Source organism: Paenibacillus sp. LHD-38 (assembly GCF_031157315.1).
Classification (GTDB): domain Bacteria; phylum Bacillota; class Bacilli; order Paenibacillales; family Paenibacillaceae; genus Pristimantibacillus.
Map to the genome: position 1 here is coordinate 101,188 of NZ_JAVIFU010000020.1, position 21,078 is coordinate 122,265.

Annotated in this window: 17 protein-coding genes; 4 read left to right on the forward strand and 13 right to left on the reverse strand. The window is 47.5% G+C overall.

The window, feature by feature from the left end; all coding sequences use genetic code 11:
• Nucleotides 1-131 precede the first annotated feature (131 nt).
• The 3 genes from RCO25_RS18320 to RCO25_RS34880 form a co-directional block, all read right to left on the reverse strand.
• Nucleotides 132-1,805: a response regulator transcription factor gene (locus RCO25_RS18320; protein WP_308997583.1), complete on the reverse strand. Its 1,674-nt coding sequence runs from the start codon at nucleotides 1,803-1,805 to the stop codon at nucleotides 132-134.
• Entirely contained in the window at nucleotides 1,798-3,528 is a 1,731-nt protein-coding gene (locus RCO25_RS18325) for a sensor histidine kinase (RefSeq protein WP_308997584.1), read from the reverse strand. The genes RCO25_RS18320 and RCO25_RS18325 overlap by 8 nt, the downstream gene beginning before the upstream one ends.
• A gap of 97 nt (nucleotides 3,529-3,625) precedes the next feature.
• Nucleotides 3,626-3,766: a (2Fe-2S)-binding protein gene (locus tag RCO25_RS34880; protein ID WP_374992130.1), complete on the reverse strand. Its 141-nt coding sequence runs from the start codon at nucleotides 3,764-3,766 to the stop codon at nucleotides 3,626-3,628.
• A gap of 64 nt (nucleotides 3,767-3,830) precedes the next feature.
• On the opposite strand from RCO25_RS34880, the gene RCO25_RS18330 reads away from it, so the two are divergent.
• Together RCO25_RS18330 and RCO25_RS18335 are read left to right on the forward strand one after the other, a co-directional pair.
• Nucleotides 3,831-4,619, forward strand: a complete 789-nt coding sequence (locus RCO25_RS18330) for a GMC oxidoreductase (protein WP_308997585.1) — start codon at nucleotides 3,831-3,833, stop codon at nucleotides 4,617-4,619.
• Between the two features lie 32 nt (nucleotides 4,620-4,651).
• A complete protein-coding gene (locus tag RCO25_RS18335; protein WP_308997586.1) occupies nucleotides 4,652-5,434 on the forward strand; it encodes a hydroxypyruvate isomerase family protein in 783 nt (260 codons plus the stop codon).
• A 256-nt stretch (nucleotides 5,435-5,690) separates the two neighbouring features.
• On the opposite strand, the gene RCO25_RS18340 is transcribed toward RCO25_RS18335, so the two are convergent.
• The 9 genes from RCO25_RS18340 to RCO25_RS18380 all read right to left on the reverse strand — a co-directional run bounded on the left by RCO25_RS18340 (nucleotide 5,691) and on the right by RCO25_RS18380 (nucleotide 15,394).
• Nucleotides 5,691-6,182, reverse strand: a complete 492-nt coding sequence (locus tag RCO25_RS18340) for a NanQ anomerase/TabA/YiaL family protein (RefSeq protein ID WP_308997587.1) — start codon at nucleotides 6,180-6,182, stop codon at nucleotides 5,691-5,693.
• Nucleotides 6,179-7,867: a ribulokinase gene (locus RCO25_RS18345; protein ID WP_308997588.1), complete on the reverse strand. Its 1,689-nt coding sequence runs from the start codon at nucleotides 7,865-7,867 to the stop codon at nucleotides 6,179-6,181. The genes RCO25_RS18340 and RCO25_RS18345 overlap by 4 nt, the downstream gene beginning before the upstream one ends.
• Nucleotides 7,868-7,908: 41 nt before the next feature.
• Entirely contained in the window at nucleotides 7,909-8,832 is a 924-nt protein-coding gene (locus RCO25_RS18350; protein ID WP_308997589.1) for a dihydrodipicolinate synthase family protein, read from the reverse strand.
• A gap of 37 nt (nucleotides 8,833-8,869) precedes the next feature.
• Nucleotides 8,870-9,886, reverse strand: coding sequence for a sialidase family protein (locus RCO25_RS18355; protein WP_308997590.1), 1,017 nt, complete (start codon nucleotides 9,884-9,886; stop codon nucleotides 8,870-8,872).
• 39 nt (nucleotides 9,887-9,925) lie between these two features.
• Nucleotides 9,926-10,753, reverse strand: a complete 828-nt coding sequence (locus tag RCO25_RS18360) for a carbohydrate ABC transporter permease (protein ID WP_308997591.1) — start codon at nucleotides 10,751-10,753, stop codon at nucleotides 9,926-9,928.
• Between the two features lie 13 nt (nucleotides 10,754-10,766).
• Complete coding sequence (locus tag RCO25_RS18365) at nucleotides 10,767-11,624, reverse strand: carbohydrate ABC transporter permease (RefSeq protein WP_308997592.1); 858 nt, start codon at nucleotides 11,622-11,624, stop codon at nucleotides 10,767-10,769.
• 82 nt (nucleotides 11,625-11,706) lie between these two features.
• A complete protein-coding gene (locus RCO25_RS18370) occupies nucleotides 11,707-13,032 on the reverse strand; it encodes an ABC transporter substrate-binding protein (RefSeq protein WP_308997593.1) in 1,326 nt (441 codons plus the stop codon).
• Between the two features lie 121 nt (nucleotides 13,033-13,153).
• On the reverse strand, nucleotides 13,154-14,170 hold the full coding sequence (locus RCO25_RS18375; protein ID WP_308997594.1) for a LacI family DNA-binding transcriptional regulator: 1,017 nt from the start codon (nucleotides 14,168-14,170) through the stop codon (nucleotides 13,154-13,156).
• Between the two features lie 198 nt (nucleotides 14,171-14,368).
• Nucleotides 14,369-15,394, reverse strand: a complete 1,026-nt coding sequence (locus RCO25_RS18380; protein ID WP_308997595.1) for a LacI family DNA-binding transcriptional regulator — start codon at nucleotides 15,392-15,394, stop codon at nucleotides 14,369-14,371.
• A gap of 1,883 nt (nucleotides 15,395-17,277) precedes the next feature.
• Here RCO25_RS18380 and RCO25_RS18385 point away from each other — a divergent pair.
• Together RCO25_RS18385 and RCO25_RS18390 are read left to right on the forward strand one after the other, a co-directional pair.
• Nucleotides 17,278-18,207 (forward strand): ABC transporter ATP-binding protein, encoded by a 930-nt coding sequence (locus RCO25_RS18385; protein WP_308997596.1) that lies wholly within the window; start codon nucleotides 17,278-17,280, stop codon nucleotides 18,205-18,207.
• The gene (locus RCO25_RS18390; protein WP_308997597.1) at nucleotides 18,208-19,329 is read left to right on the forward strand and encodes an ABC transporter permease; all 1,122 of its coding nucleotides are present in this window, start codon (nucleotides 18,208-18,210) and stop codon (nucleotides 19,327-19,329) included.
• Between the two features lie 199 nt (nucleotides 19,330-19,528).
• On the opposite strand, the gene RCO25_RS18395 is transcribed toward RCO25_RS18390, so the two are convergent.
• The gene (locus tag RCO25_RS18395; protein WP_308997598.1) at nucleotides 19,529-20,680 is read right to left on the reverse strand and encodes a cation diffusion facilitator family transporter; all 1,152 of its coding nucleotides are present in this window, start codon (nucleotides 20,678-20,680) and stop codon (nucleotides 19,529-19,531) included.
• Between the last annotated feature and the right edge of the window lie 398 nt (nucleotides 20,681-21,078).

The window sequence follows — 21,078 nt, forward strand, 5'->3', positions numbered from 1 at the left end:
CATAAAAGCGCTTACTATCTCTTTATCTTTACATTCTTTTACTTGGTTTACTTCTATATTTTTAGCGACGAAATAAAATAAAAGCTCTTTGCGATCGGTATCCGCGATGAGCTTTTATTATGACCGAACGGTTAACCTGCGTACCGATCCCTGTATTCCTGCGGGGTCATGCCGGTCATTTTTTTGAAAAAGATAGAGAAATACGAAGGGGACGTAAAGCCCAAATGGCTCGCGATGTCTTGAATTCTCAGCTTGGCGTTCTGAAGCATCGTCTGGGCCGCGCCGAGCTTGGAATTCTGAATGTAGGCGGAGACGTTGCGGCCCGTCTGCTGCTTATAGTACCTGGAGAAATAGGACGGATTCATATAGACGACATCCGCAAGCTTGATCAGCGATAGATCTTCGCTTAGATTGGCGTCGATGAACTGATGGACTTTTTCGATCAGCTCGTGCATCCCTTTCTCCTGCCGGCTATGGCTTTGATCGCATATCAATCGCCCGATCGATACTAAATACTTCTCCTCGTTTTCCCAATCCTCGGGCATGTCGAGGCGGAACAATCGGGTTAAATCCATATCCTCGTTTACTTTCAACGATAATTCCATCTCCAGAACATAGGACATGAATAGCAGCAGCAAATTCAAATATTTCCTCATGCCGTCCGCATAGCTGAACGCGATGTCTTGCTTGATGAATCGAAGCAATTGGCCGCATGACTGCTGCGCCTGATCTCCGTCGCCGTCTCGGAATGCAAGCTCCAGACGATGAAGCAGCCGTTCGTAATGCTCGTTGTCGGAAAGACGCTTCAGTGTCGGATTGAACAAGCTCGGATCGGCGGCGACGCTTAAATCGATGATTGTCATATCGGGCGCAATCCAGTTCTGCATTTCCGTATAGGATCGCATAAATTCAAACTCGCGGTGCACGTCTTCCCACGCGGACGCGCCTCTGGAGATGTAGAAGGTGAGATCGACGCCGAGTGTATCCTGGCATGTATTCTGCACATATTCGAGCATGCCTTTCAAATATTCCGTGACGGCTTTCCAATCCGTCTTATGTTCCTCTTGAAGCAGCCGCTCCGCCCTACCCCCCTGTATAAACCAAACGAGCTGGCTTCGGTCATAGATGACTTCCTCGGCAGCTAAGAGAGGAGTAAGCGTTGAACGGAACAAATTTTGGACAGCAAAATGAATTTCCAGCTTTCTCGCGTATGTCGTCTCGCACGGCCAATTCCGAATATGACCGGTCAGCAGCAAAACGGGCGTATCCGTGTCGACTTGCAAGGTGTGTGGATCGAGTCCGGCATACTGCGCCAGACCGCCGGTCGGCTCTCCGGCCAAAATACCTTCGAAATATTGTTTGCGGAGATAAGGCCGGTACGCCTCCACTTTGTTCATGGCTTCTTCCAGCAGATGCAGCTTGCGTTTCTCCTCGTCAAGCTTTCGGATAACGGCTTCCACAGCTTCGATTAACGTTTGATCGTCCTCATCCTTCAGTAAATAATTTTCCACGTTTTTTTGAAATGCGCTGTACGCGTAATCGAATTCGCTGTATCCCGTCAAAAAAATAATTTTGCATGAAGGCCAAAATGCCAATAGCTCGTCAATGAGCTGAAGCCCGTTTTTCTCCGGCATGCGAATATCGCTGAGCACCAAATCCAGTTTCATCTTCCGGGCCGTTTCGATCGCTTCCTGTGCGGAAGTCGCCTGCCAAATATCGAGCTCCAGATGCTCGCATTGTTCGAATAGCAGCGCCAGTCCTTCCACAATGGCCGGTTCATCGTCGACGATAAGCAGTCTATACATCCGTATCCCCCCCGTTCATATCCATGATCATTTCGACCCGCAGCCCGCCAAGCGAGCTTCGCGATACGAATATGCCGCTATTGCTGCCGTATTTCAGCCGGATTCGTTGATTGACGTTCAGCACCCCGGTTTTTTCGATGTTTCCCGCAGGGTCCGTGAGCCGCTCCTGAAGCTGAACAATCCCCTTATCCTCGAGATTGGCTCCACTGTCTTCCACCGTAATGCGGAGGCGGTCGTCGTACTTGATCCGGATGTGCAGCGTCCCGCCTTTCGAGCTATGCTCGAAGGCATGCTCGAACGCGTTCTCGATCACCGGCTGAATCATCAGGCGGGGCACCATTATGTGGCGTAACTGCTCTGGCAGTTCATCGCACTGCACGTCGATCCGGTTCGAGAATCGAATGCGTTGAATGGTGCAATAATCGAGCGCGTTCTGGTATTCCATTTGCAATTGGACCTGATCGGAGCCGCTTCGCGTAATGAAACGGTAGTAGCTGGCCAGCTTCTGTGCGAGCGTCGCCGCATTGTCATGATGGCCGGACTTGCTTAACCGGTAAATATTATAAAACCCATTATACAAAAAATGAGGATTGATTTGCGATTGCAGATGTTTGAGCTCAAATTCCTGCAAGGCGATTCGCTGCTCGTAGTTTTCCCTAATCGACGTTTTTAATTTATCGAGCATGTTGCCGTAGCTTTCGTAAAGATAATCGAACTCGTTGTTGTTGCTCGGCGAATTGAAGGCATGAAGGTAGTCAATCTCCGTCCTTCTGAACGATTGCATCAATTTGTTTAATGGGACGTGAATCATGCGATTGACGGAAAAGGCAAAGATGACGATGACAACGACCGAAATGATCGATAATATAAAAAACCATGCGCTATATTTTTTTAGCGGCCCCGTCACTTCCTTTTCCGAAATATACGTGCACAGCGTCCAGCCAAAAAACTGAAGCTTTGTCACCGTTGTCATAAATGTCTGGCCATTCGCCTTGATAGACATGTTGACGGGCTTATCCAGCATATCAAGAGTGCCGAGCCTATTGGACACGGATTGTATTAAGGAGAGGTTTGTCTTGTCGTATACGACCGGCGTGTTGTCGGCGATAATGGCCGCTCCCGTACGGCTGTTCTGCAAGGTGAGCTGCTGCAGCATTTGTTTAAGACGATCGACCGACAATTCGATATAGGAGATCAGGTTTTCATTGTTGGACGATTTGAGAAGAATCATTTTTTGCTCGGAATAATAGACGGCTTTGCCCGAATCGCCGCCCATCATGGTTTTGATTTCATCCCATTCGCGATTCGGAAGCGCAGCGACGTAACTGCCGGTCGATATCGTTTTTTGGAAGGAGTCGATGTATACGCCTACATTGACGATTAACGGGCTCGCGTTTTGGATCGTGAGGAGATGTTCGTTTATCTTTTTTACGATCTGGATTTCTTCCGCCGTTTCGAGAGAATCGGATTGGAAGCCAAGCTTCTGCAGGTCGGAATCGTTCAGCAGATCGAGCTGGCGGATGCGGATGAAATCGAACTGGTTCTCCAGCTGCTTGGAATAAAAGTCCGCATTCGATAAAGTCGAATCTATGATTTGCTCTTTCGCATACGAGAAGCTCAAGTAGTTGATGCCCATATTTACCGCGTACACCGGAATAATGAGCACGAAAAAAACGATGATTACTTTGTGATAGACGAATAATTTTTTCTGTTTGAGTCTCATTGCTTCTACGCCCCTCCCCTTCGAATCTATAAATCATTTTCTAAATCATAGTTGAAAAGCCTTCATCTCGTAAAGATGAAGGCTTTTGGGTCGTCACTCATTTATTGGTTTTCACTTTCGGGCAAGTCGAGCAATAGGTATCCGCATTCACTTGATAGAGCAAGCAGCATGTTGTTCGAATGTGAATGGGCGCATCTGAAGCAGGGGGGACGGATTGGGGATTGTTGAATTTTTTCAGCGGGTTTTACTTTTCTCCGAAAACATGGGCCTGCGCCTCTTGAAGCAGATAGCGGTACCTGGCGGTGAAAGCCCGCGTGACCGAGGTGCTTACCAACAATGGGAAAGCGGTTGGCGTAAAGGTGATGACCCGGGATAAGAAGACGTATAACCTGAAAGGAAAAACCGTCGATTTGTCGGCAAGCACGTTCGAGACGCCGCGCATTTTATTAAATTCGGGCATTCCAGGAAGAGCGATCGGCCATTATTTAACGACGCATACCAGGATAACCGGCGTAGGAAACATTCGCACCGCCGGTTTCCCGGAGACACTTGGGGTACTGGCTCTTTTGGTTCCGCGTACGGCAGAGCGCGATTATCAAATTCAGCTTAGTGGATCTTATTTTAATTATTTGTATGAATTAAAGCCGATGCTTGAGCAAGTGAACGTCGGATACGGCGCTTCCGGAGTAGTTGAATCCCGGTATGAGAATTACGTCGTGTTGAATCCGCGCAGAGTGGACGATTACGGCGTTCCCGAATTGGAGGTTGAGTTCTCGTACAGCGCCAAAGACAAGGAGGTATTTCGGCGGATGGGCGAAGGCGTTAAGCGGGCGCTTGAGGCTTCGCAAGCAACGCAAACATCGCTTAGTTCGCTTACTGCCGGACTGGTGTATCATGATATGGGAACTTGCAGGATGGGCTATGACCCAGCAACCTCCGCAACCGATCCTTACGGCCAGATTCACGGCGTGCAGGGCCTTTACGTAGCGGATAACAGCGTCATCCCGACGAGCGGTGCGGCGAACCCTACGCTCACCACCGTCGCTCTTGCTATCCGCACAGCGGACCATTTGATGAAACAGCTTCGCTAGAAGCGGATCGGCATGTCTAGATAATGGAGGTGATGACGCTGAAATTTTCCGTTTCCATTGAAGCAGTGTATGCAGGCAAAGATTTTGTCCAAAGCATGGTGGAGGTTAAACGGGCAGGCTTTAACGCATTTGAGTTTTGGATCTGGTGGGAAAAAGATTTGTATGCGATTAAAGCTGCGAAGGAGGCGCTGCAGCTTACACTGGCCAGCATTGTTACGAAATTTATCAGCTTGACCGACCCTTCCAAAAGGCAGGAATATGTGGAAGGCCTCAAGCAAACGATTGCCGTTGCTCAGATGCTGGGATGCAGCCACATTATTTCGCAGGTCGGACAAGAAATGCCGGGCGTCCCCCGGGAGGAACAGCATAGCAGTATTGTAGAAGGGCTGAGAGTATGCGTGCCCCTGCTGAGGCAGGCGGGAATGATGCTGGTGATTGAACCGCTTAATACACAGGTCGACCATCCGGGCTATTATTTATACCACTCCGATGAGGCGTTTCAGATTGTCGACGAAGTCGGCAGTCCTTATGTCAGAGTGGTTTTCGACATTTATCATATGCAGATTATGGAGGGGAATATTATATCCACCATTACTCGGAATATCGATAAAATCGGGTATTTCCACGTTGCAGGGGTTCCTGGAAGACACGAGCCGTATACAGGGGAGCTATATTATTTGAACATCTTTAAAGCAATTGAAGCTACCGGGTTTAGAGGATATGTAGGACTGGAATATTTTCCGATGGAAGACGCTGCGTTGGGACTAATGAAGTTTCTTAACTGGGTAAAGTCCGGAGGCATTCGCTTGGACTGAAAATGGTTATTCATGAGTAAGTTGTGAATAGAGAAAATAAAGCATTAGATTGAAGATGTACATTAAGCTAGCGGGCAGGATAGCTTAATCGTTTCACGAATAATACAAGTATAAAACGATAGCTAAATTACTATTAATCCAACAAGGAAGAGCTCAAAATGAATAACTTTATTTACATGAACACTTATTTATGCAATTTATGAAGAAGGGGCTCCCCCAAAAGGTTTATAACCTTTTGGGGGAGCCCCTTCTTCGACTAATCATACTGGTTATCCCATAACTGCTTATGAATTTTTATAACGATTTTTTTCAGTTCAACGGGCTCATCCACTGCGCAACATGGACGGTGTGTATCGGAGGGATAGAAGACGGCAAACTGGCCTTGTGTCAGCACCAGACTGGATTCTTGATTCTCCATCCTTGCGTAAAAAACAATATCCCGGACAGCCAAATCCTGCTCTTCTACTACAAGTTGGTCAGAGAGCCTAATAAAATCGATTCTTTCTTCCCCGCTAACGACGTACTGAATGTCTACATAAGTGTCATGAGACTCCAATCTATGCTCACTGCTCGGCTGTGTAACGATTTGTTGCACCAAAGCGTACATAAGCCCTCCTTCTGCTAGCTCATATCTCCCGGGATCCTTATCGGCAAGCCCGCCTGATTTCAAATGCTCCAAAGCTCTGCGGACAGCCTGGGGATAGAACTGGATCTCCTGCGCGAGGTGCTGAATATCGCCAACGATCATATGGCAGCGCTTCTTTCTTCCTGCTGCAATCGAATACGCTTCAGCTGTTTCATCACAGCGCTTCCGCCCCGTCCGAATAATTCATGCAGACGACAGTATTCAGCGTACAGCTGGTCATAGACGATGCTATTCGCCTCGATCGGCTTATACACTTGTTCACGCACACGGGCCATACGGGCAGCGGCTTTCTCTATGCTGCTGTATCCGCCCCGCTCCTCACCTGCAGCTACAGCACCGAACATTGCTGCGCCAAGCGCAGACGTTTGTGTAGATTCTGCAATCTTGATCTCGCGCCGGGTAACATCAGCATAGATTTGCATGAGCAGCTCATTACGCTGCGGCAGTCCGCCGCATGCGAACAGCTCATGAATGGCAAGCCCGGCTTGTTCAAAGTTTTCTATGATCGTCCGGGTACCGAATGCAGTCGCTTCCAGCAAACATCTGTATATTTCCTCCGGCTTTGTCTGCAGCGTCAATCCAACGATCATACCGCTGAGGTCTGCATCGACCAGCACCGTTCGATTGCCGTTCCACCAATCAAGCGCCAGTAAACCGTGCTGGCCAGGTCTTAGTTCACATGCTTGCCGCTCAAGCCACCCATGAACACTTATGCCGTCATCCTCCGCCGCTTGCTCCACATAAGCAGGCACCCCCTGTTCAACAAACCAGGCGAATATATCTCCTACAGCAGGTTGTCCTGCTTCATAACCATAAAGCCCCGGTATAATTCCGTCCTCTACGACGCCACAAATACCTTCGACATGAATTTCTTTATCACTCAGAAGCATATGGCAAAGCGAAGTCCCCATCGCCATAACCATCTGACCCGATTGGACAGCGCCCGTGCCCGGAACTCCCGCATGAGCGTCAATAATACCCACAGCTACTGCTGTTCCTGCTCTAAGCCCCATCATTGCGGCCGCTTTCTCTGTCAGCTCTCCCGCTTTGGCTCCCAAGGATACGACGTCCCCTTGCAGTTTATCTTTAACAAAGTGCTCCAGCCTCGGATCCAGCTCCCGGAAGAAAGAAGCTAAAGGATAGCCTTCCTCTTTATGCCAAAACGCTTTATAGCCGGCGCAGCAGCTAGTCCTTGCGCAACTGTCCGTCATCTGAAGCACGACCCAATCCACCGCCTCCATGAACCGGTGAGTCCTCTCATACAGCGCAGGAGCTTCATTCAGCAGCTGCCACGCTTTGGCCACCATCCATTCCGATGAAGTTTTCCCGCCATACCTGCTAAGGAATCGTTCTCCGCGCCGCTCTGCTATTTGGTTAATCCGATTCGCTTCATCCTGGACGGCATGATGTTTCCACAGCTTCACATAGGCATGCGGCTCGTCCCGCAGCTCATCCAGTTCACATAGCGGAACTCCGCTCTCATCAACCGGCAGTACCGTACATGCCGTAAAATCAATGCCGATACCTATTACCTGTCCGGCATCGATCCCGGCTAGGCGAAGCACCTCAGGGACCGACCTTCGAAGCACTTCCATATAATCATCCGGATGCTGCAGAGCCCAATCCGGCTCTAGAAGCTTACTCGAATAGGGCAAGCGCTCGTCCATGACACCATGAGGATATCCAGTCACATGCTCTGCGATGACTTCCCCGTTGCCGATATCAACGAGAACAACTCTCCCGGACTCTGTTCCGTAATCGATACCAATCGAATACTTCTTCTCCATCTATCCTGCCCCCTGTAATTTACCGTTCATCCATCCCAATTCTATTTCGCATACGACTTGGCATACGTTTCAGTTAACCGATGCAGCTGTTCCACTTCTAATCGATTTGTTGGCGTGAACTCGTCAGCGTTTTTGGAGCGGCAGTTGTAATTGTCGTATACCCCTTCGAGCATTAAGTAATATTTGGCGTTGACCGGATACATCTGCTTTTCGATCAAAGAAGCGAGGCTTAGGAAATTAATGAGCTGCTCCGCTTCCCTCGGCTGCTCTAAGCCGTCATGCATAAGCTTTACATACAGCTCCGGATGAAAATTGGCCATCACACCGCTATAACCGGTTACTCCCAGCTTCAGCGTCTCCAGCAGCGTAGCGGTATTCGCGTTATACAGGTTTAAGCCGGTCCCTTGCACCGCTTGCATTTTCTCCGTCATATTAGCAATGTCGCAGCTCGTATCCTTAAGGAATAGAAATCTGTCCGTTTCAGCGCACCACTTCAATAACGACGGCGATATCAGCCTCTTATAAGGATAGGGGCATTCGTAAAAACCAAGCGGTACCGATTCAGGAAGCTCTGCCATAAGCTTCTCCAAATTCGCCAGCCATACCTCATCGGATTCATCCTCGCGTGCCAGCCGATTCGTAATTAGCACTAACGCATCGATGCCCGTGGCCGCGATTGCCTGCAGCTCTTCTACTTGATCCTCAAAGGAATCAGAAATATGGCCGGAAGCAATAACCGGTACGCGCCCGGCAGCCTTTTCCTTCACAAAAGCCGCAAGCTCTACCCTCTCCTCTAAACTTAAATAGAACATCTCGCTCGATTGGCATACCGCGAATAGACCATCTACTCCTTTGCGGATATACCATTCTATCGCTTTCTCAAGCACTTTATAGTCAATTTTATTATCTTCTGTAAACGGGGTGACCATTGTCGGCCATACGCCTGTCGATATCTTCATATTCATCCGGTTCTCCCTCTTACTCCGTCTTATCTTATTAATCCTATGAAAGGTTAATCATGCAAAATGCAATGTTCTCTCTTTTCCATGTATAAGTTATGAATAACTGATTGCCATCTGCTAGAATCGCAGGGTAAGAAAACTCGCCTTCCTCATCCTCCAAAATATAAGGGGGTTCCCAGGTTAACCCGTTATTCAGGGAAGCGCTCAGTACCAGAGGCGACCTCTCGCCCCAATTTTTGTCCACCGGGTTATAAGCAAGCACAAGTGTTCCATCACCCAGCTTAACCAAATCAATACCGCTGTTATTATTCGGAAGCTCTGTCGGATAGGCCTGCGACCAAGTTCTGCCCCCGTCCTCCGAATCGCTGCGGTAGATGCGCCCTTCTGTGCTTCGCAGCAGCATGTGCACATGTCCCGGCCTCGACTCCCATAAGGTAGGCTGAATGACGCCCCGCCCGGAAAAGGATTGCTTCGATACCGGTATGCCGCTATCCACTACTTCCTCTATTCCGCTGTAATCCAAGCCTTGGATAACGACTGAGCCGCTCTTCGTCCAGGTTATACCGCAATCCTCCGAACGGTCGGTGAACGCTTGCCAAATGCCGTCTTCCGTAGATGCGGGGGCCAACCAAGCTCCGTCTGACAAAACAATGAGCTTATTCCGTACCGGTCCTCTTCCTCCCCGATCTCCATCCACAAGCTCGAGCGGATCTGACCATGTCATACCTTTGTCCTTCGAAACTTTGTACCTCGTATACCATTCTTTGAGCAATGCTCCTACTTTGTAATAGAGGATAAGCTCATCGTTGTTCTTCTGATGAAAAACAGGATTCCAATGCGGCAAATTTTCTTCGTCCGCGAGCACAACCGGCTTCGTCCAGTTCCCTTGGCGCCTTCTTGAGCACCAAATTGCAATATCTCCCTCGCCCTCCTTACTGCCGGCAAACCAAGCAACCAAAATATCCCCGTCTGGTAATACAACTAAATGGGAAGCATGGCAGCTGGAGAATGGAGGTTCATTGCTGAATAAAAGCTCTTTCGTTAAGGTTGTATACATGATGCGCCTCCTATAGCAGCTATAAATAGCTGTCTTCGGTTAACCCTTAATACCTGTATTCGCGATCCCTTCAACAAAATAACGCTGCAGCGACAGAAATACGATGATAGACGGAATGATTGCCATGCATGCACCCGCGAGCGAGGTCCCGTATTGGAACTGTGCTGTCGAATTAGCTCCGCCCATGAACTGGGCAATACCAACCGTCAACGGCTTCAACGAGTTGTCTCTAATCGCAATAAGCGGCCAGAGGAAATTGTTCCAGTTCGTAATAAACATCAGAATGGTTACCGTGGAAACAGCCGGCTTCGAGAGCGGCAGCATGATTCGCGAGAATATGCCAAAATCCTTGCAGCCGTCTATACGCGCCGCTTCCTCCAGCTCCTTCGGAATACTCTTGAAGAAGCTCGTCAGAATAAACACACTCGTTACGTTCGCACCCGCTACTAGAATAATCGAAGCGAATGTATTGAGAAGGCCAAGCTCTGAGACAAGTAGAAACAAAGGAACGATATACGCTTGAATCGGAATAAGCAGCATAGAAACAACTAAAGTGAAGATCAGTTTTTTCCCTCTGAACTCCAAACGGCCAAAGGCGTATGCAGCCAGCGTGGTTAGTATAAGTACGAGAATCGTAGAAGCAACCGTAATAAAGACGCTGTTCCACATCCAGGTGAGAAAAGGATGATTCTTAAGCACGAGTGAATAGTTGCTGAAAGTAAAATTCTCAGGAATCCAGCGCGGCGGGTAGCTTATAATTTGATTCTCCGGCTTCACGGAAGAAATAAGCGACCAAATAAGCGGAAACAAGAAAATGATCCCTATGAAGGCCATCAAAACATATACGGATATTTTTTTCACATTCATGTATCGCTCACTCCTAGTTATCAAGCTTGAAGAGTCTGGATTGAATTTGGACTAACACAATCAATATGACAACAATCGCTATGCCGAGCGTCGAACCGTAACCGAGATTATAATTTTGGAAGGCGGTTCCATACAAATACTGCACAAGCGTCAATGTCGCTGTTCCCGGTCCGCCGTTCGTCATAACAAATATTTGGTCAAATATTTGAATGGCGTTAATGAGCGTGAGGGTGATGATCATGGATGTAATCGACTTCAGCAAAGGCAGTGTAATTTTCATAAAGGTCTGAAACTTATTCGCTCCGTCAATGGTCGATGCTTCGTACAAATCCTTCGAAATGTCCTGCAGCCCCGCGAGGTACAGAATCATGTTATAGCCCATGTAAGACCATACCGTTACGATTGCTACGGAAAATAACGCGTATTTGTCGCTAGTCAGCCATTCAATCGGCGCAATGCCGATCATCTTCAAATAATAATTCAATATCCCGAAATTGTTATCGTACAGCCAGTTCCATATAATTCCCACTACAGCGGGAATTAGAACATACGGAATGATGGAAACCGTTCTAACGGCATTGCGGTAGCGAAGCTTCTGATTAAGCAATACGGCAAGCAGCAAGCTGAATACGACAAGTGGAGGCAAAACCATAAGCAAGAACAGCATCGTGTTCTTCAAGGACGTATAAAACATCGGATCGCGAAACAGCTTCTCGAAGTTGTCTAAACCGGCGAAAGTGGCATCGCCAACGATATTCCATTTCGTGAAGCCGACGAACAAGCCCGCCATACTCGGCCCGAAGCGAAAAACGGTGAAAATAAGCAAATAGGGCAGTAAAAATAATGCTGCGATTTTCCCTTGTTTGTTCATAGCGCTACAACCCTTCTGGTGAAGATAACAGGGATACGCCTGGAACCGGATGATGTCCAGCCGTATCCGCCTGTAACCATTTTTATTGGTCTGCTAATATCGCATTCATGTCTTTCATCAACTGCTTGGCAATTTCATGCGGGTCTTTATTATTCAGAATCGCATCCTGCGCGGCTGTCAGGATCGGGCTCGGTGCTGTGCTCGAGAACAGCTGCGCTGATTGCGGGTGCGCAGGCAGCAGTACGGCATTATCCAAGCTGGCGATAAACGCCTCGCGTCCTTCAAGTCCTTTAGCCGATTCCATGCCTGCATTGTTCGATGGCAGTTGTCCGGATTTCGCCCAGTCCGCCGAATTGGCATCGAGCCATTTGACGAATGAAATGGAAGCCTCTTTTTCCTCTGCGCTTCCTTTTTTGTTAACCGGGAATGTTAGAACTTCCGCTGCACCCCATGCTGCCTTCTTATCAAACACCTGAGGATACGGCGCGCTTCCCCATTGCAAGCCGGATGCCTCAAGCTTCGGCATTTGCCATGGACCGTCAAAAATCATAGCCACTTTGGATGTAGTGAAATCATCCACTGGCGATTTTTCCCCTTTAGGAACGACTTTGTATTTGAAGACGAGATCCTGCAGGAAGCCAAACGCCTTAGCCGTCTTCTCTTCGTCAAGTTCCATCTTATCCATGCTCTCATTGAATGGATTGTCGCCTTGCTGATTAATCAACGCATAAGCTTGATAGAAGATATGATGGTTCATATTAAAGCCTAGACCGTATTGCACAATGTTGTTCTCATCAAATCCGCTTTCGTTCGGATGTTTGCCATTGTTGTCAATCGTCAGCTTTTGCGCCATCTCGATCAGCTCTTCGCCTGTTTGCGGAGCAGCGGTTAAGCCAGCTTTTTCGAATAATGCTTTGTTAAAATAAAGGCCATGCATGTGTACATCAAGCGGCACCGCATACTGCGTATCCTTGTAGAAGGTACCGCCCCATGCGAATTCAGAGTAATCCGACTCATTCAGCTTGGCCGCTTCAATCTGCTTGTTATCGAGCACGCCCATCTCGGAAAATTGTCCGATCTCAAAAGGGTGCATCGCAAGTACATCCGGCGGTTCTCCGCCTTTCATCTCGGTTAGAAACTTGGCAAATAACGGTGTCCATTGCATCGAAGTGAACTCAACATGGATGCCGCTTTGTTCGGCATTGAACTTATCAACGAGCCCCTTCATCGTTTCCAGATCGGGTCCCGTCCACCCGCCCCAATAGTCGATTTTAATTGGAGCGTTCGAATTGCCCGCTGTACTGCTAGCGCTCCCTTGCTGCTCATTTCCATTGCTTGAACATGCTGTAAACAACGTCGTGATTAAAGCTGCTGAAGCGAGTATGGCTGACACCCTTTTGAATTTCATACAAGAACCTCCCAAATAATTATGATATATACTTAAAACGCTTCATCAGATGTAGGCGAGTTATGTTTGTTGAAGCGTTCACAAGTCGATTCCAAGCGTTCTGACATTATGGAAACGCTTACTATTCAGATCCGCCGCAAGAGCTGCGTAAAATCAAACAGGACTCGAATAATTTACTGATAGGTTCATGTGAGCGATACTGCATTAAATCACTAAGAAGGTTAACACAGGCTTCGGCCATTTCCTCAACGGGAAGATGAACGGTAGATAATGCAGGAATGGTAAATTTGGTGATCGCATCATCATCGTAACCAACGAGCTCCATCTCATCCGGTACTTTTCTCCCAGATTCGTGAAGCGCTTTCAAAGCGCCTACTGCCATTTGATCGCTAATCGAGAACATAGCCGTCGGAAGCTCTTCCATCTCCAGCAGACGATGGATCGCATCGTAACCGCCCTTCTCCGAGAAGTCAGCATACAGCGTATGCTGCTCAGATAGTTCAAGCCCCAGCTCCTTTGCCTTGTCCGTAAAACCTTGCAATCTAAGCTGAATCGCATTCGAGGAAACTTCCGGCACTAAGACGCCCACTTTAAGATGCTTTCTGCTTGCAAAGAGCTGCGCTACCTCCTGCCCTGTTTTAAAGCTGTCTACCTTCACGCTCGAATATTTGTCCGAGCTGCGCTGGTACAGCACAATTGGAACGTGAAGACTAGCATCCTCCAAAAATTGTTCATCCAGCTCCGTCGGGTTCGCAATAATCGCACCGTTGTACCTCGTTCCCGTAAGCAAGCTGTTCACCTCACATAGCTTATTGCCCACGTAAGGCTGGATCAGAAGCTCATACTCTTGCTCCAAAGAATGAAATGCGCGCTGCAGTCCATGCAAAAACCGATTAATGAGAGCTGTTCGAACATCCAGTGACCAGAATAGCGCGATGATCGGAAGAACCGTTTCGCCCCCGCTGCGCAGACGCCTCGCTGAAATATTCGGCTGGTAATTAAGCTGCTTTGCCGCCTCTACAATTTTCTGCTGCGTAACAGCAGAAATTCGATATTGGTCGCCCTTTCCACCCAGCACCATCGAAGCGGTGCCTTGAGACACATCCGCAAGCTTCGCTATCTCTTTTATGCTGGCCATACCTTACACCCCATAACTGCTAATACGTTTTGCTAATACGTTATGCTAATACGTTTATGCTAATTAATATATTTTAAAAACGCTTACATGTCAACCGTTTTTCTGAGGCAAAAGTCCTTCCATTTTGAAAATATAAAAGGTGAACGGCCAACGGCATTATCCGTTGAACGCTCACCTCAAATTTAATATGGCTTTTACTTAGCTTGTTCGCCCATTGCCGCAGGATTGACGAATGACGATGTGCGTATCAAGCATACTGGAAGTCGGTTCTATCTGTTTATGGTGCATCAAGTCCATAAGCAGCCTGACACATTCGGCTGCCATTTCCTCAACGGGCAAATGCACCGTTGTTAGAGAAGGGATCGTAAACCGAGTGACTTCATCATCGTCATATCCGACAACTTCGATATCGCCGGGAACATTCTTGCCAAGCTCATTCAGCGCTGCCAACGCCCCGACCGCCATCTGATCGCTTATGACAAATAATGCCGAGGGTAACTCTTGATCTTGTTGATATAGCCGTTTAATTGCCTCATATCCGCCCTGCTCCGAAAAATCCGAGTAAATGATGTGCTCTTCATTAGCTGTTAAGCCCTGCTTCAAGGCTTCTGACAAAAAACCCTCTTTGCGCAGTTTAATCGCCTTAGAGGAAACATTCGGAACAATCGTACCCACCGTCAGATGTCCATTGCTTGCAAACAGCCGTGCCACGGTCTCCCCTGTGTAATAGCTGTCGACATTGACCGAGCAATATTTATCCGAGCCTCGCTGATAGAGGACAATGGGGACATTCAATTGCGCCTCTTCCAGGAAAGCCTCGTCCTCCTCCGTCGCATTCGCAATAATGGCGCCGTTAAATCTCGTTCCGGTAACTAGGCTGCGAACTTCGCTCAACTTCGTACCCACATAGGGCTGAATAAGCAATTCATAATCGCCTTCGATCGTTTGCAGTTTTTCCTGCATTCCTTTAAGGAAGCGGCTGATCAGCATCGTTCTTGTATCTAATGCCCAAAAAAGCGCGATAATGGGCAGTACAATTTCTCCTCCGCTTCTAAGGCGTCTTGCTGAAATATTGGGCTGATAATTAAGCTTTCTGGCTGCTTCGTATATTTTTTGCTGAGTGACCTCCGATATCCGATACTGCTTTCCTTTTCCATTCAGCACGATAGAGGCTGTCCCCTGGGAAACGTTCGCCAACTTGGCAATTTCTTTAATGCTGGCCATACGGAATCACCCCGATACCTATGAAATGATGAAACTACAATCTTTCAAAAAATAGTAAAACAGCTACGTTTCATCCTTGCTAATACGTTATTGTTCCATCTTACTTGGCATGTTATGTTATGTCAATTCGTTCAAAGACACGAATGAAAGCGCAAACAAACCAGCTCTAAACCAGGCCCTGCGGTGCTCCCGTTCAACATCCGTTAGTAAAGTAAAGGGCTGCCAAACGGCAGCCCTTTCAGTATCAAGCTATTATTCTCTGTTAGCGAAATAATTCGCTAAACCGACAAAAACGGAAGTTTAATAGGACAAGCGTAAACGGCTGACGCCGTCCTTGGCGGCAAAAGCTCGTTTCGCGGTGAAATATAAGCAACGTATAAGGTTGAATTTTATACTTTCTTATATTTTAAAAAAGTCTGTCAGCAAGAGGTTACGAGAGTCCTATGAAAACAATTTTTGATCCGTCCAATTTCCCGAAAGCTTTTTCGATGCCGTCTACGTAAACTCGAAGGCCTGTGCCTGTATGATAACGCGTTCCATAACGGTCCGAGGATCGAGGTGATATAACTTGTTCGTCGGCATAATAGGTAAATCTTTAGAACGGTACTAGCTGAAGTTGGTGCTCCTCTTTCCTAGTCCGACACATTGGTATATTTTCAATACACTCGCTCGATATGAGCCGATCGCGAGAATAATCCATCCTAACATAATGGCAAGATTAAAGGTTTTGCTAGCTGGTTTATCGTGTAAGACTTATAAATCCTCAAATCCAGCCACTATAAAAATAAAAGCGCTGACAGCCAAAATATGAATGATAGAGAAAACAATATGTACAGAAATGACCTTCCAATCTTTCCTCGTAAAATGTGAGCTTCCCCGCATTTTATAAAAGCAAAAACTGAATAGATAAGTAACGAACAGAGATTGGATTAACCATTTTGAAACGGTGATCATCGCTGGCGTGTTATTGACATTCGGTATCAAAAACCATTGGAATGGCTCGAATACCAAGGAACTTAATAGAATAACCCATGCCATAAAATGAATCGGCAAAGCGATTACGATATTTTTCAGAATTGGAACCCTCCCTCTTTCTTAAACGGTATATTATCCTAAACGTAAGAAGTTAGAAAAATGTTACTTATTTTACAGCGAGCATCAAGCTGCTATCACTCTTCGTGCGCCTTCGGATAAATTAACGGGAAAAACTCCTGTTATATTTGCTGAGACGGTTTGATTGCTGCAGTTAACAGGATTTTCTCCTGCTAATTCAGTTGATATCCCTGCAAGGGGATGAAAAAACGAAATTAAAGGGATTATTTCCAGTTAATATGGTAACTATGCCTGCTGCAGACGAATTAACAGGAGATTTTCCCGTTAATGTGACTTTTCAGCAGCCAAGCTTCTCGGAAGAAAGCTTTTCATCCAGCATCCTGCAGGCCGCACGCACCACGTCACTCTATCGCCTGTTGATCAACTATTGTCTCCTAAGCAGCTTTACAGACTTGTTCAGATTTTATAACAGACAATATTCCCCTCTCCTCCTGCAGACGGAGTCCAAAAGCATGCTCAGGACCGTACTCTCATAAAATGGATACGGTTAAAATAACGGTAACCTAACAATTAACCGGATTCCCCTGGCTTTCGAAGTGAGTTTTGCTTCACAAAACTTAAGCTTATGCTTTCGAAGCGAGTTTTGCTTCACAAAACTAAGCTTATGCTTTCGAAGCCAATTTTGCTTCACAAAACTAAGCTTATGCTTTCGAAGCCAATTTTGCTTCACAAAACTAAGCTTATGCTTTCGAAGCCAATTTTGCTTCACAAAACTAAGCTTATGCTTTCGAAGCCAGTTTTGCTTCACAAAACTTTGAGGAGGTTACATAATGCCCGTGTTAGAGGTGCGGAATTTGCAAAAAAGCTTCGGAGCCGTCAGCGCCGTTGCCGACATTAGCTTCACGGTAGAGGCCGGCGAGGTGTTCACGATTATCGGTCCGAACGGTGCAGGCAAGACGACTACGCTCGAGATGATCGAAGGGCTTCAGATCCCCGACGCAGGCCAAATCGAGTTCGGCGCATTAAATTGGGCCAAAAACAGCGAGCAAATTAAAACATCCATCGGCGTCCAGCCGCAATCCAGCGCTTTATTCGACTTACTCACGGTAGAAGAAAATTTAGATTTGTTCGCTACCTTTTATCCGAAATGCAAGCCTGCAGCGGAGGTCCTTGAAATGATTAATCTCACCGATCAACGAAACAAACAGGTCAAGAAGCTCTCCGGCGGCCAAAAGCAGCGGCTCGCCATCGGGCTCGCAATGATTAATGACCCGATTATTATTTTCCTCGATGAACCGACCACAGGGCTGGATCCGCAGGCCAGACGGAATATTTGGGACATCGTGCTCAAGCTTAAAGCACTCGGCAAAACGACTATTTTGACGACGCATTACATGGAAGAAGCCGAGAAGCTGAGCGACCGCGTCTGTATCGTTGACCAAGGCAAGATCGTTACGCTGGACACACCGTCTGCCCTGATCGACCGCCTTACGAAGGAACGCGAGGTTAGGCTTACCTTTCTCGACGGTGCGGAGGCCGCAATGGAGACAGAAAAGATTGCACAGCTCCAGCCCGCAGTCGTCAGAACGAGCCGCGAGGGCGACGCGCTCCAGCTGTGGACGACACAGCCAGAGGAAACCCTTTATGAGCTGTTCGGCTTTACAAAGGACCGCGGTTACCGCGTCGAGCAAATTTCAATTCGTGAAATGAGCCTGGAGGACGTCTTTATCGCCTTCACCGGAAAGGAGTGGAGGGATTAGATGAGCAGCGCAAAGCAATTTTCCAAAATGTTCGCCGCACAAATGAAAATGATGTTTCGCGAGAAACAGGTATGGTTCTGGAATATCTTTTTCCCGATTATTTTAATGGTCTTATTCATGATTATTTTCGGGGGCGGCTCGAGTGACAGCTTTAAAGCCAAAATCGCCATTGTCGATTCGCAGCCAAATGCAGCCTCGGCGATGCTGCTGGAGCAGCTGCGGCAAATCCCGGTGCTTGAGTTCGCGGAAGAGCAGCCCGTTACCAAGGAAGCCGGCAATGAGCTTGTAGAAAACCAAGATATCGCCGCTCTCATCATTCTTCCCGAATCGGACAGCTCCACGACGATACAACTTATCGTAAACAAAGCCAATGAGCAGGGCGCAACGACGCAAGTCGTCGCCGGCATATTGGATCAACTCATTCAACAGACGAATTGGACGGTTGCCAATGCAACACCTATGTACAGCTTAACGAGAACTGCGATTTCCTCCGGCGCTGATGATTTAAGTTACGCGGACTTCCTGCTTACAGGAATGATTGGTCTGTCCGTGGCACAGGGCGGCCTGTTCGGCATGGTTGGCCTTGTTGAGATGCGCAGGAATGGCTTGATGAAGAGGCTGCGAATGACGCCGGCCAAAATGGGACTTTACGGACTATCGGGCATGCTCGTAAAGCTCATTCTCGGAATTTTTCAAATCATTATCCTAACGTTGATCGGCGTTTTCGGCTTTGGCGCCAATCTCCATATCAACGTACTCACTTTAGTCATTGCCTTCATTGCTGGCGGATTGGTGTTTAACGCCATGGGCTATCTCTTTTCCTCGTTCAGTAAAACCATTGAGGCCTATATGGGGTATGCCAACATTGCCAGCATGCTGATGATGTTTCTAAGCGGCGTTTTCTTCCCGCTCGAAACTTTGCCGTCCTGGCTGCAGCCGGTCACGCAAATGCTCCCGCTAACCTATTTCGTTGAAGGTATGCGTGATGGCCTTATCTATAATGCCGGAGCAGCTTCAAGCACATTCTGGATAGGCATTGGCATCATGGTGCTCTGGGGCGTCGTGTCTTTCTTGGTAGGTTCGCAGGTGTATAAAACAAAAGCTGCTTCTGATGTCCAGTAAACGAATGATATCAAGCGTAAACGGCTGTCGCCGTCCTCTGTGGCAAAAGCTGTCGTTTCGCGGAGATATATAAGCCCATTTATAAGTGAAAACTTATAAATTCTTATATATGAAAAAAACAGCAGGTCGATGTGCTTATCCATATAAGCATCAGCGGCCTGCTGTTCTAGTTATAGCTATATTTAAAATCTCTCCGCCTCTACACTTTTAATTCGGGATGCAGCAGCTGCGACTTCTCGATTTGAATCGTAGTATGCTCGATTTGAAACTCCTCAGCAATTTGCCCAATCGCTTCCTGCAGCACGATTTGGCAGTCGACGGAATCCTCTACGACAAGGTGGCAGCTCAAGGAATCGAGCCCCGAGGTAATCGTCCATATATGGAGATCATGCACCGCTTTTACTCCTTGAATTTGAAGCAGCATCGCCTCAACTTGATCGGCATCCACATTCGCTGGCGTTCCTTCCATCAGAATATGAACGGTCGATTTGATGATTCCCCATGCGCTTTTCAAAATAAGCAGCGCAACGATAACACTGATGATAGGATCCGCAATGTACCATGAAAATAATGACATCAGTATGCCGGCTATAATAGCGCCTACCGATCCGATTGCATCGCCAATGACATGTAGATATGCGCTTCGAACATTTAAATTGTCCTTCACATCCGCTTTCCGCATGAGAAACCATGCGCTTGCAAGATTGGCGAGCAGGCCAATGCCGGCTATAATCATCATCGTCCCGCTTGCTACGGCAGGCGGTTCTCCGAATCGCTTGAATGCTTCTACAATGATAAAGGCAGCAATAACAAACAGCGTAATGCCGTTCAGCAGCGCAGCCAAAATTTCAAAACGATGAAAGCCGTAGGTTCGGCTTGAAGATCTCGGGCGCACGGCAAACCACATGGCCGCCAAGCTTAACGCGAGCGCCGCAGTGTCGCTAAGCATGTGTCCGGAATCAGATAATAGCGCTAGTGAGTTAGTTACTAATCCTCCAACGAACTCTAGAACCATGATGCCCGCAGTAATGACCAACGCTATCAGCAGGCCGGCTTTATTATTAGGCGTATGCGAGTGTCCATGATGGCCATGCGAATGACCATGATGGTGTCCGTGGTGATGACCGTCGTGCGAGTGGCCACCATGGCTGTGCTTTCCATCTTTTGACACTGCTTTCTTTATGGCCTCATGCTTATGGTTATGTCTGTGTTGTTCATGGGATTGTCCTTGCTCATGAGAATCGCTGCATGACTCGCCGCCGTGACTGTGAGTATGCCCATGCTGTTCTTTTTCCCCATTGCCAGCAGCCCGTAAGCTTGGTTCATATTTGCCATCATGTGATTTGCTCATACCTTTTTCCCCCGCTCCGTTGCGCCAGACCTTATTAGTCTGCTTCTCAACTGTCCGTTTCATAACCGATTTCGTTTATAAAATAACATATGAACATGTGCTCATATGTATTATATGTAAAATATCCTATTGTTGCAACCCATTTTGATGCACAAGCGTAAACGGCTGTCGCCGTCCTCTGTGGCAAAAGCTGTCGTTTCGCGGAGATATATAAGCCCATTTATAAGTTAAAACTTATAAATTCTTATATATCAAAAAAAGAGGCGCATTTCTGAGAGCCCTGCAAAACGAATACAGTTTCTGTAAAATGGAGCCCAGTACCCTGTTGGTACTGGGTTTGTTGTATAATGGAAGAAAAGTAAAAGCGAGATGAGCCTGTTGTTGCATGCCGGTAAACA

Coding starts and splice junctions, on each gene's coding strand:
- RCO25_RS18390 (WP_308997597.1), top strand. CDS start 18,208: ATGAGCAGCGCAAAGCAATTTTCCAAAATGTTCGCCGCACAAATGAAA.
- RCO25_RS18360 (WP_308997591.1), bottom strand. CDS start 10,753: ATGAATGTGAAAAAAATATCCGTATATGTTTTGATGGCCTTCATAGGG.
- RCO25_RS18355 (WP_308997590.1), bottom strand. CDS start 9,886: ATGTATACAACCTTAACGAAAGAGCTTTTATTCAGCAATGAACCTCCA.
- RCO25_RS18380 (WP_308997595.1), bottom strand. CDS start 15,394: ATGGCCAGCATTAAAGAAATTGCCAAGTTGGCGAACGTTTCCCAGGGG.
- RCO25_RS18350 (WP_308997589.1), bottom strand. CDS start 8,832: ATGAATATGAAGATATCGACAGGCGTATGGCCGACAATGGTCACCCCG.
- RCO25_RS18395 (WP_308997598.1), bottom strand. CDS start 20,680: ATGAGCAAATCACATGATGGCAAATATGAACCAAGCTTACGGGCTGCT.
- RCO25_RS18375 (WP_308997594.1), bottom strand. CDS start 14,170: ATGGCCAGCATAAAAGAGATAGCGAAGCTTGCGGATGTGTCTCAAGGC.
- RCO25_RS18320 (WP_308997583.1), bottom strand. CDS start 1,805: ATGTATAGACTGCTTATCGTCGACGATGAACCGGCCATTGTGGAAGGA.
- RCO25_RS18365 (WP_308997592.1), bottom strand. CDS start 11,624: ATGAACAAACAAGGGAAAATCGCAGCATTATTTTTACTGCCCTATTTG.
- RCO25_RS18325 (WP_308997584.1), bottom strand. CDS start 3,528: ATGAGACTCAAACAGAAAAAATTATTCGTCTATCACAAAGTAATCATC.
- RCO25_RS18335 (WP_308997586.1), top strand. CDS start 4,652: ATGACGCTGAAATTTTCCGTTTCCATTGAAGCAGTGTATGCAGGCAAA.
- RCO25_RS18345 (WP_308997588.1), bottom strand. CDS start 7,867: ATGGAGAAGAAGTATTCGATTGGTATCGATTACGGAACAGAGTCCGGG.
- RCO25_RS18340 (WP_308997587.1), bottom strand. CDS start 6,182: ATGATCGTTGGCGATATTCAGCACCTCGCGCAGGAGATCCAGTTCTAT.
- RCO25_RS18370 (WP_308997593.1), bottom strand. CDS start 13,032: ATGAAATTCAAAAGGGTGTCAGCCATACTCGCTTCAGCAGCTTTAATC.
- RCO25_RS18385 (WP_308997596.1), top strand. CDS start 17,278: ATGCCCGTGTTAGAGGTGCGGAATTTGCAAAAAAGCTTCGGAGCCGTC.